The 19,247-nt window shown below is 70.7% G+C and carries 2 protein-coding genes (1 of these 2 cut by a window edge); both read left to right on the top strand.

Annotation, left to right across the window (positions count from 1 at the left end):
• The first annotated feature begins 415 nt into the window (after positions 1-415).
• Positions 416-8,608 (top strand): amino acid adenylation domain-containing protein, encoded by an 8,193-nt coding sequence (locus tag AC3B5T_RS21700; protein ID WP_055475847.1) that lies wholly within the window; start codon positions 416-418, stop codon positions 8,606-8,608.
• Positions 8,605-19,247, top strand: the 5' end (the start) of a protein-coding gene (locus AC3B5T_RS21695) for a non-ribosomal peptide synthase/polyketide synthase (protein WP_488357902.1). It continues 15,844 nt past the right edge of the window; only the first 10,643 of its 26,487 coding nucleotides appear in the window; the start codon lies at positions 8,605-8,607; the stop codon falls past the right edge of the window. The genes AC3B5T_RS21700 and AC3B5T_RS21695 overlap by 4 nt, the downstream gene beginning before the upstream one ends.

The following is a 19,247-nucleotide window of genomic DNA, read 5'->3' as shown; positions in this document are numbered from 1 at the left end:
GCCATGTCCGGTATGTCGTTCCATCCCTCTGTCGGTCGAACGACCGAATCTCGGGGGTCTCGAACCGCCTCAGACGGTACGGGAGTGGCCAGTGTGACCCTGCTGGACTCGGGTGATCCCATCTGTCACATATGCTTTCGACTTCTTTTGTTCTCACGAACCACCCGAAGATGCGGGATGTATCACTTTCGGAAGCCGATGCGATGTACCGCGTATGATTCGTTGCTGTTCGACGATCGCTGCGGGGGGACGCGGGGGCGTCTTCGTCGAGCGACCCAATCGGCGAAACCGACGTCGGACGAGGCATGGATGACACTGCGTCCCACCGAGATGGGACTGGGGGGCACAGGCGCCCGGGGACACCCCGAGCGCCTCGAGGGGCGGACCTGCTGGGTCGACCGCGGCGCAACGTGCGATGTGGTTTGCCGAGAACCTCGTCGACGACCACTCGGTCACGGTCGCGCACTACCTCGACATCGTCGACGACGGGCGCCCGTTCGATCGGGACTTGTTCCGTCGTGGCGTTCTCGAAGCGGCGCGTGACCTCCAGACGGCGTACACCCGCGTGATCGAGGTCGACGGCACGCCCCAGCAGTACATCGACTTCTCCGTTCCGTTCGACGTCGTCGACGTCGACCTGCGGTCCGATCCGGATCCCGAAGCGGCGGCCGAGGACTGGATGCGCGCTGACCATCAGCGGACTGTGGACCTGCTCGCCGACCCGGTCGCCGTCGCCGCCTTCATCCGGATCGCCGACGATCGCACGTACTGGTACATGCGCGGGCACCACATCGCGTTCGACGGGTACGGCGCGCTGATGTGCCTCCACGAGGCGGTGGCTCGGTACAACCGGCATCGTGAGCCCGGCGGCGACGATCCCGGCAACATGGCATCGTCAGGGACCGGTCGCCGTCCGGTGCGGCGTGCCAGCGTCGCCGAGGTCGTCGCCGACGACGCCGCGTACCGCGAGAGCACCAGGTTCGAGAAGGACCGCGAGTTCTGGCGCGAACGCGCCGCCGGACTCCCCGAGCGGGTCACCCTGGCGGCCCATCCCGCGACGACGGGCGTCTGCAACGAGACGATCGTCTCCGCTGGAATGCTCGGCCCCGAGCTGGACGAGGCACTGCGTCGGTGTGCCCGGGACCTCGACGCCTCGGTTGCCGCGATCCTCACCGCCGCATTCGCCGCATTCCTCGCCCGTATGTCCGGAAGCGACGACATCGTCCTCAGCCTGCCGGTGACCGCGCGTACGACGGCGCGGATCCGGCACTCGGCCGGGATGGTCTCGAACATGCTGCCCCTGCGGGTGGACGGAATCGCCTCGGCGACGTGTGCCGACGTCGTCTCGGCCGTGACCGCGGAGATCACCGCGGGTCTCCGCCATCAGCGCTACCGGTCCGAGGACATCAGGGCGGCAGCCGGTTTCGGCGACACCCTCGGCACGACATTCGGGCCACTGGTCAACCTGCTGCTGTTCGACAAGCCGATCGTCATCGACGGCGCCCGGGTGCGCTATCACATGTTGTCCGCCGGGATGGTCGAGGACCTCGTGATGAACGTCTTCGCGGCCGGTCCGGACGCGCCGCTGGAAGTGGGCCTGCACGCGAACCCCGCCCTGTACGAGTCGGCCGAACTGAACCTGCACCGGGAACGCCTGCTGAACCTGCTCACACAGTTCGTGGCCGGGCCGAACCGGCCCGTCGCAGACCTCGACCTCCTGATGGTCGGGGAGTCGGCGACGCTGGACGACCTGGGGTCCGGCGGACCGGCCGTCGGCGTGGACGGTGAACACGTCCTGGACGCCTTCGATCGCCAGGTCGCTTCGACGCCGGACGCACCCGCGGTGACCTTCGGCGACACCACCCTCACATATCGCGAGTTCGCGTGGGCCTCCGCGAGATTCGCGGATCGGTTCGCGAGTCTGGGCGTGCGCCGTGGTGATCGGGTCGTCGTGGCGCTGGACCGGTCGATCGAGCAGGTGTGCGCCGTCTACGCCGCGATCGGGCTGGGTGCGGCCTATGTGCCTGTCGATCCCGCCGAACCGGAGGAGCGTCGACGGGCGATCACCGCCGCGGTGGATCCGGGTCTGGTCGTCGACGCGCGGTTCGTCGCCGACCTCCACGCCGACCTCGTCTCACCGGACCCTGTTCCGGCCGCACCGCCGCACCGAGATCGGCAGGCGCCGGCGGGTTTGGCGGCCTATGTCATCTTCACCTCGGGGTCGACCGGGACTCCCAAGGGCGTCGAGGTCGGTCACCGGGCGATAGAGCAGCGCCTCGCGTGGATGCAGCATGATCACCCGATCACCGCCGGGGATGCCGTGCTGTACAAGACACCGGCGACCTTCGATGTGTCGGTCTGGGAGTTGCTGTGGCCGTTGCGCGTCGGGGCGCGGATGGTGATCGCGGCGCCGGGCGGGCACCGCGACCCCGACTATCTCCGCGACCTCATCGAGCGTTCCCGCGTCACCGTCCTGCACTTCGTGCCGTCCATGCTCGACGCATACCTCGACGTGGTGCTCGGACGGGACCCTGCCGGTCCGGAGGCCGACGGGCGCCGGGTGATCGGCGATTCCGGCCCGCGCGACGCAGCGCACGAACGGATCTCGTTGCCCGATCATGTGCGCTGGTTGTTCACCTCCGGGGAGGCGTTGCCTGCCCGGCTCGCCCAGCGCGTGCGGTCGACCAGCCGCGCCGGACTCGTGAATCTGTACGGACCGACCGAGGCCGCGATCGACGTGACCGCCCAGCGGATCACGACCGATGGGGTCGTCGTTCCGATCGGTCGGCCGGTGCCGGGCACGGTGGTGCGGGTCCTCGACGGCCGTCTGCGTCCGGTCCCGGTCGGAGTCGCCGGCGAGTTGCACCTGGTGGGGGATCAACTGGCGAACTGTTATGTCGGCGCACCGGGTCAGACGTCGACCAGGTTCGTGGCCGATCCACAGGGCCTCGCGGGTGCTCGGATGTACCGCACCGGTGACCTGGTCCGGTGGACCGGCGACGGAGAGCTGGAGTATCTGGGGCGGACCGATCAACAGATCAAGATCCGGGGTCAGCGTGTGGAACCCGGCGAGGTCGAGGCGGTGATCGCCGCGATACCGGGCATCGACGCGGTGGCGGTCGTCGCACGCCGCGACCTCGGACCCGCGCCGGTCCTGGTGGCCTATATCCGCGCTCGCGGGGATCAGTTGGCGGGCAACGACTCCCACGCTGCCAACGGCCTCGGGGATGTCGGCGGTGTGGTGGATGCCGAGGTCGTGCGCGCACACTGCCGCCGTCGGCTTCCCGGCCACATGGTGCCCCACGGGGTGGTCGTGCTCGATTCGTTTCCCACCACCAGATCGGGAAAACTGGACCAGCGCGCCCTTCCGGCGCCGGAACTCGGTTCCGTCGCAACGAGTTTCCGGCCACCGCACACGCCTGCCGAGCGGGCGATCGTGGCGCTCGTGGAGGAGGGGCTCGACCGCGACGGGGTCAGCGTCTCGGACAACTTGTTCGCGTTGGGTTCCGACTCGCTGCTTGCCGCCCGGATGGTGTCCCGCGCACGCGTCGATCACGGGCTCGGGATCGCGCTGACCGATGTCTTCGAGGCGGTCGATCTCGCCGATCTCGCCTCGCGTGCGGTGGCGATCCCGGAGTCCGGCCAGGCCACCTCACGCCCGTCACGTCCGCTGCGTCCGGCACGAATTCCGCTGTCGCAGGCGCAGACCCGACTGTGGTTCATCAACCGGATGTCGCCGGCCGACTCGACCTACAACATGTCCGGGGCGCTGCGCCTGACGCATCCGGTCGACGCCGACGTGCTGCATCGGGCCGTCCTGGATGTCGTGAACCGACACGAGATCCTGCGCACGGTGTTCCCCGTCGTGGACGGGGAACCGGAGCAGCTGATCCTGGACCCGAAGGTGGCCGCCGATCTCCTCGGGAGCGGAGCGAGCGGGACGGGTGTCGACGGGAGGGACCTCGCAGCCGCGATCTCCGCGATCACGGACGTGGGATTCGACCTCGCCGAGCAGATCCCGTTCCGCTACCGGCTGGTGACGGGTCATCCCGACGGCGACGCCATCGTGCTGGTCCTGCACCACATCGCGGCCGATGGGCAGTCGCTCCGGCCGCTGCTGCGCGATCTGATGACCGCCTACGACTGTCGGCGCGCGGGCGAGGAGCCGGATTTCCCGCCGTTGCCGATGCAGTACGCGGATGTCGCCGTCGAGCGTGCCGAGACCCTCGGTACACCGGAGTCGCCGTCGCCGTTCCTGGTCGAGGGGCTGGAGTTCTGGCGTGCGGAGTTGCGTGGGGCGCCGGATCTGTTGCAGTTGCCCACCGACCGGCCGCGGCCGCGGGTGATGTCGAGTGGTGGGGCCCACGTGGACATAGTGCTCGGCCCCGATCTTACCGCCGGGATCCGGCGGCTTGCGATGTCGTTGTCGGCCACCCCGTTCGCGGTGTTCCAGTCGGCCCTGGCGATCACGCTGGGCCGGCTGGCCGCCACCGACGACGTGAGTATCGGCACCGCTGTCGCCGGTCGCGACGACCCGGAGGTCGCCGACCTGGTCGGCATGTTCGTCAACACCGTCGTCCTGCGCACGACGCTGCATCCGGGGGACACCGTCGCCGAGTTCGTCACCGCCGCGCATCGCCGCTGCGCCCGCGCGATGAGTTGCGCCGACGTCCCGTTCGAGCGCGTGGTGGACGCGGTCGCGCCGCATCGGTCTCCGGCGCACTCGCCGCTGTTCCAGGTCGCGCTGACGGTGCAGCCCGACCAGCTGGCCGAGCTCGCGCGCTGGACCGGGTCCGCGGAGGTTCTCGATGCGCGGGTGCCGTCGGCGAAGTATGACGTGACCGTCTCGGTGACCGATCACACCGACCGCTACGACGTCGAATTCGCCTATGCCACCGATCTCTTCGACGCCACCACGGTGCGGGAGATGGCGGGACGGCTGGAGTTCGTCCTGCAGCAGATGGTGCGCGGATCGTCGCGGACGATCGGTTCGATCGACCTGTTGCGGCCGGACGAGACGCGCCTCCTGGCGTCGCCGGCCCGGGGCGCGCGTGCGGAACAGACACTCGCCGGTCTGCTGGCGCGCGGCCTCGCCCGCGCGGACCCCGGCGCACCGGCCCTCGTCGGCGACAGTGCGTTGCGCTGGTCGGAAGTCGCGACCACCACCCATCAGATCGCCCGCGTCCTGATCGAGCGTGGCATCGGTCCGGGTGACGTCGTCGCCGTGAGCATTCCGCGATCACACCGGTCCGTCCTGGCCGTGCTGGGGGTGGCCGCGAGCGGAGCCGCCTTCGTGATGATCGACCCCCGTCTGCCCGTCGCGCGCCGAGCCGCGATGCTCGCCGACAGCGGGGCGGTGCTGCTGATCACGACGGATTCGGCCGCCACGGATGAGGGCATTACACCCGGTAGCGGGTCATCGGAGACCCGTTCCACGGTCGCACAGCTCGTCCTCGACGACCTCGAGGTCGATCTGGGCATCGCGGGTCGGCCGACGCACCCGGTGGCCGATGCCGAGAGGGTCCGGCCGATCTCCCTCGACGACGTCGCATATCTCCAGTTCACCTCTGGGTCCACCGGTCGGCCGAAGGCCGCCACATTGACACACGCCGGGTTCGCCGAGCTGGTCGCCGAACAACAGCACCGGCTGGGTGCGGCCCCGGATTCGCGCATACTGCACGTCGCCGCACCGGGATTCGATGTGGCGGTCTGGGAGATCGTGTTCGCGGTGTGTTCGGGGGCCCAGCTGGTGATCAGCCCACCCGATGTGTTCGCCGGACCCGAACTCGAGAACGTCATCGCCCGGCATCGGGTCACGCACACGATCATGACGCCCACCGCGCTCGCCACCCTCGATCCCGCAGCGGTGCCCGAACTCTCGGTCGTGATGGTGGCGGGTGAGGCCTGCCCGCCGGAGCTGGTCGCCAAATGGGACTCGGCGGGTCGCCCGCTGCTGAATCTGTACGGCCCCAGCGAGACCACCATCTGGGCCACCGCCTCCGCGCCCCTGCGGCCGGCGGAGCCGGTCACGATCGGCGGTCCGATCTCCGGAGTCGGCGTCAAGATCCTCGACGGGGGTCTTCGCCCGGTTCCGAACGGTGTCCTGGGTGAGCTGTATCTGTCCGGACGGGCGCTCGGGCGCGGCTATCACGGTCGTCCCGGATTGACGGCGGCCCGGTTCGTCGCCGATCCGTTCGACGTCGGGGGCCGGATGTATCGCACCGGCGACCTCGTCACGAGGACGCCGTCCGGTGACATCGTCTATCACGGCCGCAACGACTTCCAGATCAAGATCCGCGGGATGCGGGTCGAACCCGGTGAGGTCGACGGGGTTCTCGCGAGCCATCCCGACGTAGAGAGCGCGGTCACCGTCGGCACATCGACGCCGGCGGGGGAGACGGTCCTGGTGTCGTACGTGACCGCTCCGGCCGATCAAGTGCCGGCACCCGAGCACATCCTCGACCACGCTGCCGCCCGTCTGCCCGCACACCTCGTGCCGCACACCGTGGTGGTGCTCGACGAGCTGCCGATGACCCGCACAGGCAAGGTCGACCGCCGCGCTCTGCCCGCGGTGGAGATCTCGCCCGCACGTGAGTATGTCGCGCCCCGCAGCCGGCTCGAAGGCATCGTGGCCCAGATCTTCGCCGACGTGCTCGGGGTGCGACAGGTCAGCGTTCACGACGGGTTCTTCGAACTCGGCGGCAGCTCGCTGTCGGCGACCAAGGTCGCCTATCGCGTCGAACAGCACATCGGACGCCGCGTACCGATGTCGCTGCTCTTCGAGAATCCCACCGTGGCGGATTTCGTGGCCGCGGTGGCGACGGCCGACCAGGCGGTGGCCGGGCGCATGCTGACACCGCGCGAACGCACCCACGTCGTCGACCTCACCGGGGTCCAACGCGGGCTGTGGTCCATCAACCAGACCGATCCGACGTCACCCGCGTACAACGTCGGCCTGACCCTGGAACTCGACGGCCGATTGGACGTCCCCGCCCTCACCGGCGCGGTGGGCGATCTCGTCGCCCGCCACGAGTCGCTGCGGACCCGCTATCCGCTGCACGACGGTGCGCCGGTACAACTGATCATCCCCGCCGCGGATGCCGTGCACGTGTTGCGGATTCCGCTGGTCGATCTCGCCGGGGACCGGCTCGAGACCACCTCCGGGGACCGGGTGGCCGCCGAGGTGGCCGGGGTCGTCGACGCCGGTTTCGATCTGACCGGACCGCCGGCCGTCCGTGCGACGATCCTGCGACTGAGCGCCGACCGACACGTGCTGGTGTTCGTCGTGCACCACATCAACGCCGACGGTGGATCGCTCGGCCCGCTCGCTCGGGACCTCGCCGAGTTCTACGCCGCCCGGATCGCGGGCAAGCCAGGACCGCGCAGTGCCGCCGGGCAGCGAGTGCAGTTCGCGGACTACGCGATCTGGCATGCTGAGCGCCTCCAGACCACCCGACCCGACGGAGTCACCGAACGACAGCGTCAACTCGAGTACTGGGGACGGCGTCTCGACCGGGTGGGGGAGCCGGCGACGATCCCGACGGACCGTCCGCGGCCCGTCGAGCCGCGTCACCTCGGTGGCGTCGTCGATCTCCACATCCCGTCGTCGACCGCGACGATGATCCGACAGATGGCGCGGGTGGGTAACACGACCCAGTTCGCCGTCCTGCATGCGGCGCTCGCCGTCCTGATCGGACGACTGGCGGGCAGCGACGACGTCGTCATCGGCACGCCGTTCGCCGGCCGGGACGATCCCGCCCTGACCGACATGGTGGGAATGCTCGCCACCACGGTGCCACTGCGTACGCAGCTGCTCCTCGACGAGCCGTTCGCGGACCTGTTGCGACGCGTACACACCGACGATTTCGCCGACCTGGGGCACACCGACGTGTCCTTCGACGAGATCGTCGATCACCTCGCCCGCGCCGACCGCGGGTCGGTCCGTCGCGGACGCCGCAATCCGCTGTTCTCGGTGATGATCGCCTACCAGAACCTCGAATTCCCGGACGTCGAACTCGACGGCCTGCACGTCCGCCCGCGGCTGCCCTCGTCGTTCCCCGCCAAGGTCGATCTCGAGGTCATGCTCTACCCGGGTGACCCCGACGGCGTCGACCGGAACGGGGCCCTGGGCGGGCAGATCGCCTTCGACACCGATCTGTTCGACCCCGACACCGTGGCCTTGTTCGCCGATCGGTACCGAAACCTGCTGGCCGACATCGTGACACGGCCGGACACCGCGGTCGGGGATCTCGCGCTCTGGGAGGAGGGGACCGCCGCGGACCACCGGGGAACCGAGGACGCGCGGCCGCTGCACGACATCGTGTCGGCGGTCGCGGCGGTCGCGCCCGACACCGTCATCGGCGTCGCGGGGGCGCCGACGGTGACCTTCGCCGACCTCGAGGCGACGGCTGTCGCGATGTCGATCTCGGTTCCCGACGACGATCCGGCGGAGGCGCTGACCATCGCCGTGGCAACTCTTCTCGCCGATGCCGACCGGTCCATCGACGACGTCTTCGAGAGTGTACGAACCGCCGCCGAGGCCGTGTTGCATCTCGACACCGATTCCGGAACGGGTGCGGTCCCGCGAAATCGTGTGGGACCCGCGTGACGTCGGACGCCTCGATTCCCCGCGCCTCGACGGTGCCCGCCCCATCGTCGCCGCACCGCCCCTCGGCGCTACGGTCACTCGCGCTCGCCGCCACCCACGCGGGCGACGACCAGGCCATGACCGGTGCGGCGGGGCCGGTGTCCTTCCGCGCCCTCCATCGACGGGTGTCGGCGTCGGCCATCACCCTGGCCGAGCGCGGCGTCGCGTCCGACGCCGCGCTGCGTGCGACGGTGACGGCGTTGATGCCGCGCGCAGGGCTGAGTGGGTCGCAGCTCGCTGCGGCTGCCACCGAGATCGTCGAAGAACTCGATCGGCGCTTCGCCGAGGTACTCGGCGCCGGCGACCGCGAGTCGCTGCCGGGACTCTTCCGGATCGCCGCACGCCGCCGTGCCGACGCCGTCGCCATCACCGACCTCGACGGCGCGACGCTCACCTACCGTGACCTCGACGGGCGATCGGAACAGATGGCCCACGCCCTCGTTGCCCGCGGCGCGGGACCGGAGACCCTCGTCGGCGTCGCGCTGCCGCGGTCGGTCGACCTCGTCGTGGTGTTGGTGGCGGTCCTCAAGACCGGCGCCGCCTATCTGCCCCTCGATCGCACCCATCCGGTCGCGCGCCTGACCGGCATCGTCGAGGACGCGTCACCTGTCGTCGTCCTGGCCGAGGCCGAGACCGTCGAGGCCTGGGCCGAGATGGACGTGCCGCTGTGCACTCCGCAGGACTTGACGGCGCAGTACGAGATCGCCGCCGACGGCACGCCGCCCCCGCCGCTGCCGGAACACGTGGGCGCGCATACGAGCGCCTACGTGATGTACACCTCCGGGTCCACCGGGCGACCCAAGGGTGTCGTCGTCACCCACGACAACGTGGTGGCGCTGCTGACGGCACTCGACGCCGTCGTGGAGAGCACGCCCGACGACGTGTGGTCGCTGTTCCACTCCTACGCATTCGACGTGTCGGTGGGTGAGATCTGGGCTGCCCTGCGCGCGGGCGGGCGCCTGCTCGTGCTCGATCACGCGACCACACGCGCCCCCGACGACGTGGTCGAGGCCTTCGACCGGCACGGGGTGACGATCGTCAACTTCACCCCGTCGTCGTTCTATCAGTTCGCCGCGGCCGTCCGGCCGCCCCACGGCCGCCGGTTGCCCGACTCCGTTCGGCGAGTGCATTTCTCGGGAGAGCTGCTCGACTACGAGCAGGTCCGGAAGTGGCAGTCGGACCGGGAGACAGACGGGTCGGCGACCCGTTCGGGCGCCGACGTCGCGGGTCCGCAACTCAACAACATGTACGGTCCGACCGAGACGACCGTCTACATGACCCGCCGCGAACTGACGCGCGCCTTCGTCGACGAGGCGACCGCCTCCGACATCGGGACCTCACTGCTCGGTTCGCGTGTACACGTGCTCGACGGCCGGCTGGCACGCGTGCCCGACGGGGTGCCCGGTGAACTGTACGTCTCGGGTGCGCAGGTCACCCGCGGGTTCCTGAACCGGCACGGTCAGACGTCCACCCGGTACGTGGCCGACCCGTTCGGTCCGCCGGGCAGCCGGATGTATCGCACCGGCGACGTCGGGGTGTCCCGTAACGGGTCCATCGAATTCGTGGGACGACGCGATGGCCAGGTGAAGCTCCGCGGCTTCCGCATCGAGCTCGGCGAGGTGGAGTCGGCCATGTCGGGGCTCGCCGGTGTCGACGCCGCGGGAGCGGACATCCGCACCCTCGGCGACACCGAGCATCTCGTCGGTTACCTCGTCGCCACCGACGGGGTCGGTGATCCGGTCGCCACCGACGGGGTCGGCCTGGCGGCGAACGAGATTCGCACACTCCTGGCGACCGCGGTGCCCGACTACATGGTGCCGACGCGATACGTCTGGCTCCCGCGGCTCCCGCTCACCGTGAACGGCAAGCTCGATCGCGGCGCCCTGCCCGACCCGGTGGTGTCCGGGAACTCGCCGGCGGTCGCCGAACCGCCCGCCACCGCCACCGAGACGGCGCTGGCCGCGATCGTCGCCGAGATCCTGGGTGTCGGCGACGTCGGGGTCACCACGTCGCTGTTCGATCTCGGCGGCAACTCGCTCACCGTGACGCGGGTGGCTGCCCGGGCAGCCGAGCGATTCGACACCACCGTCTCCGCGCGTGCCGTGTTCGCCGACCCCACCGTTCGAGGTCTGGCATCGATCATCGACGGGCAGGACGGCGGGGACCCTGATCGGACGGGCGTCCCCGCGCGGCATGTGCCCCTGCGCCGGGTCGACCGCGACGGCGTGCTGCCGTTGTCGCCCGCGCAGCGTCGCATCTGGTTCCTGGAGACGCTCGACCCGGGCGGCGCCGGCTATCTGATCCCGGCGGTCCTCCGCCTGAGCGCCGCGCCGACGCCGAGTCGCGACGGCGGTCACCGGGCCCCGGACCCGGCGGTCGTCGCTGCCGCACTCGAGGATCTGCTTGCGCGCCACGAGGTCCTGCGCACGCGATTCGTGTCGGTGGACGGTGTTCCCGAACAGGTGATCGCCTCGGCCGGCGACCCCCGGCACGACGTCCGGGTGGCGCCCCCGATCGACATGCGCGGCGCGGACGAGGCCGATCTCTCGGCCACCATCGCCGAGATCACCACTCGTGGTTTCGATCTCGAGACCGCCGCGCCGGTCCGGGCGCGTCTGCTCCGCGTCGCCGACGACGACGCGATCCTGGTCCTGGTGGTGCACCACATCATCAGCGACGGCGGTTCGGTCGCGCCGATGGTCACCGACTTCATGGCCGCCTACGAAGCGCGTCAGGCCGGCCGGGAACCCGGCTGGGCGCCGCTGCCGGTCCACTACGTCGACTACGCGGTGTGGCAGCACGACAAGCTCGGGGACGCCGCCGATCCCACGTCCCTCGCCGCACGCCAGCTCGACTATTGGCGGACCCGCCTCGCGGGTGCACCGGAACTCGTCGAACTCCCGGTGGACCGACCGCGTGCCCCGGTCCGCGACGACACCGGGGCCGAACTGTCCTCGGTGTTCGACGCGGCCACCTGGAACGCGTTGAGAGAGCTAGCCGGACGGCACGGGGCGACGATGTTCATGGTCGTCCACGCACTGCTCGCGGTCACTCTCGTCAGGTCCGGCGCGGACGAGGACGTCGTCATCGGGACTCCGGTGGCCGGGCGAGGCGAGCGCGATCTGGACGCACTGATCGGGATGTTCGTCAACACGCTGGCGTTGCGAAGCCGGGTGCGTCGCGACGCCGCTTTCGCCGATCTCCTGGACGACATCCGCGACATCGACGTGGCCGCACTCGATCACGCCGATCTCCCGTTCGAGACCGTGGTCGACGAGGTCGTCGCAGGACGCAACACCGCACATCCACCCCTTGTCCAGGTTGCCCTCGCGTTCCAGAACGCCTCCCGGCCCGAGGTCGAGTTGCCAGGTCTCGTCGTCGCCGAGATCGAGGCCCCGGTCACCACGGCCAAGGTCGACCTGCAGGTCACCGTCCTCGATGAGCCGGGCCGCCCCGCCGACGCCGACACCCGCGTGATCGCGACCTACGCCACCGCGTTGTTCGACGCCGACACCGTGGACGCGTTCCTTCGTCGGATGGTCACCATCGCGCGAGCGGTCGCGGTCGACCCACACACGCCGGTCGGCGACCTGCCCACCGGCGACGACGACTCGGGCTCGGTGGTCGCATCCCCGGGAATCGCGTCGTCGAGGGCGACCTTGGCCGACCTGCTGGACGCGGCGATCTCCGCCAACCCCGACGGCATCGCGGTCACCGAGAACGGGCGGCATCTGACCTACGCCGAGCTCGACGTCCGGACCCGGCGGCTGGCCGGTGTGCTCGGCGCCCGTGGTGCCGGGCCGGGGTCCGTCATCGCCTTGGCCATCCCGAGATCGCTCGAGGGCACGGTGGGGTTCTGGGCCGTCGCACGCACGGGCGCAGCCGTGGCGCCCGTCGACCCCGCCCTGCCGGGCGAGCGTCTGCGACACATGCTGGACACCGTCGACTCACGTCTCGGGGTCGCCTCGGCCGCTGTGGTCGCCGGACTGGAGCCCGCGGTGGAGTGGGTCGTCGCCGACAACCACACTTGTGACGACGTGACCGGGAGCGGCGAGACAGGCGTCGAGACGGCCGCCCGACACCCGCGAACCGATGAGATCGCCTACGTCATCTTCACCTCCGGGTCGACGGGACGGCCGAAAGGGGTCGCGGTCACACACCGTGGGCTGGCCGACCTGGTCGCCGACGCCCGCGTCAGATTCGACCTCACGCCCGCGGCCCGCGTACTCCGCTTCGCCGCACCGGGTTTCGACGCCGCTGTCTTCGAGACACTGGTCGCGGTGGCAGCCGCGTCGACGATGGTGGTGGTACCGGACGGGGTGACCGGCGGCGTCGAGCTCGCGGCGACCCTGCGCCGGGAACGCGTCACGCACGCGACGATCACCCCGACCGCACTGGCCACCGTGTCCGATGCGCTCTCCGAGCCGGTGTCCGATGGGCTCTCCGAGCCGGGATCCGACGATCCGGGATCGGGCACGCGCGCGGCGGGATTCCCGGATCTCGAGGTCATCTCCGTCGCCGGTGACGTCTGTTCGCCCGAACTGGTCCGGACCTGGTCACCCGGACGCTCGATGCGAAACCTCTATGGCCCCACCGAGGCCACCATCTGGGCCACCTCGTCGGGGCCGATGCGTCCGGATTCGGCGGTCACCATCGGCGGTCCGATCGCCGGGATCACCGCCGCGGTGCTCGACCCGCGACTTCATCCCGTCCCGGCAGGCGTGACCGGCGAGCTGTATCTGGCCGGTCCCGCGCTCGCGGCCGGCTACGTCGGCCAAGCGGCGCTGACCGCCGAACGGTTCGTCGCCGCCCCGTTCCCGACCACCGCGTCCGGCGCGCCGGGGGAGCGCATGTACCGCACCGGGGACATCGTCCGGTGGCGCCGACGGAACGGTCGGTGGTCACTGGACTTCTTGGGCCGCACCGACTTCCAGGTCAAGATCCGTGGGTTCCGGATCGAGCTCGGCGAGATCGACGCCGTCCTCGGGGAGCATCACGCGGTGGACTTCTCGACGACCGCCGGCATCGAGCACCCGACATCGGGCGAGACGGTCCTGGTGTCCTGGGTGCACGGCGTCGCCGGTGTGGCACCCGACACCGACGACGTGGCCGCCCACGCGGCCCGTCGACTACCCGCCCACATGATGCCCGCCGTCATCGTGCCGATCGGCGAGATCCCGCTGACGGCCACCGGAAAGCTCGACACCGGGGCGCTGCCCACGCCGCGTTTCGGCGGCGACGTCCACGTCTCGCCGGAGACGGAGACCGAGCAGACGGTCGCGGCCGTCTACGCCCAGGTACTGGGACTCGACCCCGCGGAAGAGGTGTCGGCCGAGGCGTCCTTCTTCGCACTCGGAGGCACGTCGCTGTCGGCGACCCGGGTCGTGGCACGCCTGGGTGTCGCTTCCGGCGTGGAGATCCCGGTGCGCGCGCTGTTCGAGACCCCGACCGTGCGCGCGCTGGCCGCTGCCGTCGACGCCGGCACACACGGCCGCGGCGGCGACCTGCCGGCACTCGAGGCGGTCCGCAGGCCCGACCCGGTGCCCCTGTCGTACGCGCAGCGCCGGATGTGGTTCCTCAACCAGTTCGATCCGGACTCGACCGCCTACGTGATCCCGATCGTGGTCCGCGTGCGCGGCGACCTCGACGTGCCCGCGATGCGCTCGGCGATCCTCGACGTCGTCGACCGGCACGAGGTGCTGCGCACGATCTACCCGACGGTGTCATCCGACGATGCGGTCGGCGCCGGAGCCATCTCGGGCGGTGTCGAACCCGTGACGCACGTACCCACCGACTGGGCGGAGCGGATCACGGTCGGCCACACCGAGATCACGCCCCGGGCCGTCGCATCCTCCGACGAAGTCGTCCACCAGGAGATCCACGAACTGGTGGCCGCCACGTTCGATGTGACGACCGACCTGCCGGTGCGCGCTCGCATCGTGTCCGTGTCGGCGACCGAACACGTACTGGTCATCGTGCTGCACCACATCGCCGCCGACGGCGAGTCGGCGCCGGTGCTCGCGACGGAGATCGCCCGGGCCTATCGGTCCCGGCGATCGGGCCGGGCGCCGGACTGGCCCGCCCTGCCGTTCCAGTACGCGGATTACGCCGTGTGGCAACGACGTCGGCTCGGCGACGCCGCGGACCCCGAATCCCTGATGGCACGACAGCTGCGGTTCTGGGCCGAGCGGCTGACCGGCCTACCCGACGTCCTCCCGCTGCCGACCGACCGTCCCCGCCCCGCCGTATCCGACGGACGGGCGGCCACGGTGCGGTGGACGTTGCCGGCGGCGGCCGTCGCGCGACTGCGCCGGCGCGCCGCGGCGCGCCGCGCCACCCTGTTCATGGTCGCGCACACGGCCACCGCCGCGGTGCTCGCGCGTCTGACGTCGACCACCCGGATCGCGGTGGCCACACCCGTCGCCGGCCGCGGCCGCCAGGAGATCGACCAGCTCATCGGCATGTTCGTCAACACCGTCGTCCTGTCGGTCGACGTCGAGCCGCATCTCACCGTCGGCGCACTGCTCGAGCGTGTCAAGAACGCCGACCTCGCGGCGTTCGACAACGCCGACGTCCCGTTCGAGCGCGTGATCGACGCGGCGAACCCGCGACGCATCGAGAACGTGGAGCCGCTCGCGCAGGTCCTGCTCGTGCACGCCACGACCGGCGAACCGTCGCTCGGCGCACTCGACGGTCTCGACGGTCTCGACGCCGAATTCGTCGAACTCGAGGACACCGCGGCCAAGTTCGACCTCTCCATCGGCTTCCGCGAGACCGCCGACGGCGGGGTGGCCGGCTCGATCACCTATGCCACCGCGCTGTTCGACCAGGCGACCGCGGAGATGATCTCCTCGGCGTTGTCCTCGGCACTCACCGCACTCGCCGCCGACACCGATCTCCCGGTCGCCGACATCCCGATTCTCACGACGGCCGAAGCTGCTGCCCAACAACAACTCTCGGTCGGCCGCGTGGTGCGGTCGGCAGACCTCACGGTGCCGGGCGCGATCGCGGCCGCCGACCACGTCCGAACTCCGGAGGCGGTCGCGGTGCGCTGTGGCGAGCGCACGCTCACCCACCGCGAGTTCGGCGCGCGGGTGGCCACTCTCGCCCGGGATCTCATCGATCTGGGGATCGGCCCCGAGGACTGCGTCGCGGTGTGCATGCCACGGTCGGTCGAACTGGTCGTCGCGATCCACGCGGTCCTCGCCGCCGGCGGACAGTACATGCCGGTGGCACCCGACGCCCCGACCGACCGCACCCGGTACATGGTCGACACCTCGCACGCGACGATCGCGCTGGTCTGCGACGACCGGGCGCCGGCCGCACACGTGGTCGACCGCACCGTCGTGGTGGACGCCGGAAGCCCCGTCGACCTCGACACGGCCCCGGTCGCCGACGCCGAACGCCGGTCGACGCTACGACCCGAGCACGCGGCCTACACCATCTTCACCTCGGGCTCGACCGGCCGGCCGAAGGGCGTCACGGTGAGCCACCGCGCAGTTGTGAACCGGTTGCGGTGGGGCGTGGACGAATTCGGGATCGGGCCGGACGACTCGATCCTGCTGAAGACACCCGTCACCTTCGACGTGTCGGTTCCCGAACTGCTGACCCCGCAGCTGACCGGCGCCCGACTGGTCGTCGCGCCCGACGACGCACATCTCGATCCGCGCTCGATGGCCCGTCTCATCGACGCCGAGGAGATCACCACGGTCCACTTCGTCCCGTCACTGCTCGCGGTCTTCGTGGATGAGATTCGGGACGCCGCGCACCCACTCCTGCCGACCCTCCGCCACCTCTACTGTTCCGGTGAGGCGTTGCCGCCGGCGACCCTGCGGGCGGCGCGCGCGGTGCTCCCACATGTTCGCGTCACGAACCTGTTCGGTCCCACCGAAGCCGCCGTCGAGGTCACCGCGGCGACCCCGGACCCCTACGCCGACATGGTGCCGATCGGGCGACCGGTGTGGAACACCCAGACGCTCGTCCTCGACCGACGGCTGCGTCCGGTGCCCGCCGGCGTGACCGGCGAGTTGTATCTGGGAGGCGTCCAGCTCGCGCGCGGGTATGCCGACCGCCCCGATCTCACCGCCGAACGCTTCGTCGCCGATCCCGCGGGCGGCGGTGCCCGGCTCTACCGCACCGGCGACCTCGTCCGACGCAACCGCGCCGGAGACCTGGAGTATCTCGGGCGCAGCGACTTCCAGGTCAAACTACGCGGTCAGCGGATCGAGCTCGGCGAGATCGAGGCGGTCCTCGCCGAGGTGGACGGCGTCCGGCAGGCCGTGGTCACCGTCGCGAGCGCCCCGGGTGGGTCGGATCACCTGGTGGGATACCTCATCGGACCGGACACCAGCGGAACGGGCGGGGCCGACTCCGTCGCGCGCGCACGGGAGGCGGTGACCGCGTCGCTGCCGGCATACATGCGGCCGACTCTGTGGGTCCCGATGACCGAGGCACCGCTGGGCAGTACCGGCAAGTTGGACCGCAAGGCGCTGCCCGCGCCGCGATTCGACCCGTTGTCGGCAGCCGAGGACTCCGATGCCGCTCCCGTCGGTGAGTCGGAGCAGACGGTTGCCGCGATCGTCGCCTCGGTGCTGGGGCTCGAGGACATACCGATGACCCGTTCGTTCTTCGAACTCGGCGGGGACTCGATCGCATCCATCCGGCTCACGTCGGTACTGCGCGCCGCGGGACTGCACCTCACACCACGCGATGTGTTCGCGGCGTCGACGATCCGTGATCTCGCGCGAGTGGCACGGACGGAGTCGATCGCCGGGCTCGACGAATTACCCGGCGGCGCAGTCGGTCCGGTCGGAATGACCCCGGGTCTGGGGTGGATGCTCGAACTCGCCGACGAACCGGACGAGCTCGCGGACTTCTCGCAGAGCACTGTGCTCACACTCCCCGCCGAGGCCGACGATGCGGCGGTGCGGGCGGTGGTGACCGCCGTCGCCGCGGCCCACCCGATGCTCACCGCGTCGTTGCGGATCGATGCCGGTGGTGCGCCGAGCGTCCTGGCAGGCGGCGGCGACCCGGGGGACGTCGCGGTGGAGATCATCGACCGTTCCGACATCCCCGGGACGGGCACCGGGACGGCGACCTCGGCACCCGCGGTGGACGACGCCGTCCGGGCGGCCCACGCGCGAGCTCTCGGAACGTTGTCGCCCGCCGACGGGCGCCTGCTCGCCGCAGTCGGTGTCCGCTTCGCCGACGGCACCGGCCGACTGGTCGTCGCGGCCCACCATCTCGGCGTCGACGCCGTGTCGTGGCCGACCATCGTGACGGGTCTGGGCCGCGCGTGGTGGCAGCACCGCAACGGGGAGTCGCCGGCCCTCACCACATCGGGTACCTCGTTCCGGCGCTGGTCGGGCGTGCTGGCCGAACTCGCCGACCGGACCGCGGAGATCGACTGGTGGTCAGGACAGTTGCCCCTCGCGTCGCCTCCGGAGTGGACTGTCGACCGCGTCCGGGACCGCCTGGCCACCACGGTCTCGGCGACCCGTACCGTCGAGCCCGTTCTCGCCGAGCGGGTGCTGGGCACGGTCACCGAGTCGTTCCGCGCGCGCCCGGACACGGTGCTGGCGGCCGCCGTCGCGCTCGCGGTCCGGGGTCCGGAGTCGGCGTCGGGTCCGGTGTCGATGATGATCGAGAACCACGGCCGCGAAGAGGGCATCGCACCCGGTGCCGACCTGACGGAGACGGTCGGGTGGTTCACCTCCTTCGTCCCGGTGAGTGTCGATGTCCCGGGGACAGCGTGGACCGGAGGTGTGCCCGGCCCGGTCGGGAAAACCCACGACGTCACTCCGGGGCGTCGTCTGGCAACGATGGTGAAGGCGCTCAAGGACATACAGGCCCGCATGCCGGACAACGGCATCGCGTTCGGACCGCTGCGCTGGTCACGTCCCGACTCGCCGCTTCGGGCGCGGCCCCTCCCACCGATCACGGTGAACTACCTGGGCCTTCTGGGTCATGGCGCCGGGCGCGAAGCGAGCGGGCCGAATAATCGTGCGAACCTCGATGAAACCGAGACGACCGCAACGGAATTCGTTCCGGTCCCCGATGCGCCGTCTCTTCCGCCGTCGGTGCGGGGCGAGATGTCGGCCCTGGCCGCGCTCACCGTGACGGTCGCAGCGGCGGCGACCGCACACGGTCGCGAGTTGCGGGTGGACCTCACCGCGCCCGAAGGTCTGCTCGACGAGTCGGCACTGGCCGGCATCGCGGATCGATGGGCGACGGCCCTGTCGTCGCTCGCGGCGTATGTGGACGCCGTGGGCGATCCGGGGCCCAGTGAGACCGACGTGATCGGCGGACTCGATCAGGCGGAGATCGACCACGTGCTCGCCGCGCGGTCGGCGACACCACGTACGCGCGCCCCCTACGCGATCTGGCCCCCGACCCCGCTGCAGCACGGGCTGTTCTACGAGGCGGAGCGGCTCGTGGGCGCCGACCCCTACGTGACGCAGTCGATCATCGAGTTCGACGGCAATCATCCCGTCGACACGATTCTGCCGGCGATCCGCGAACTGCTGGCCCGGCAACGCGTCCTGCGTTCGGGGTTCACCCGGACGCCGTCCGGCCGGCTGGTGGTGGTCGTGCCGCCGAC

Source organism: Gordonia sp. G4 (genome assembly GCF_057770005.1).
The sequence above is the reverse complement of the archived record's forward strand: the minus strand, read 5'-3'. Positions and strand labels throughout refer to the sequence as shown.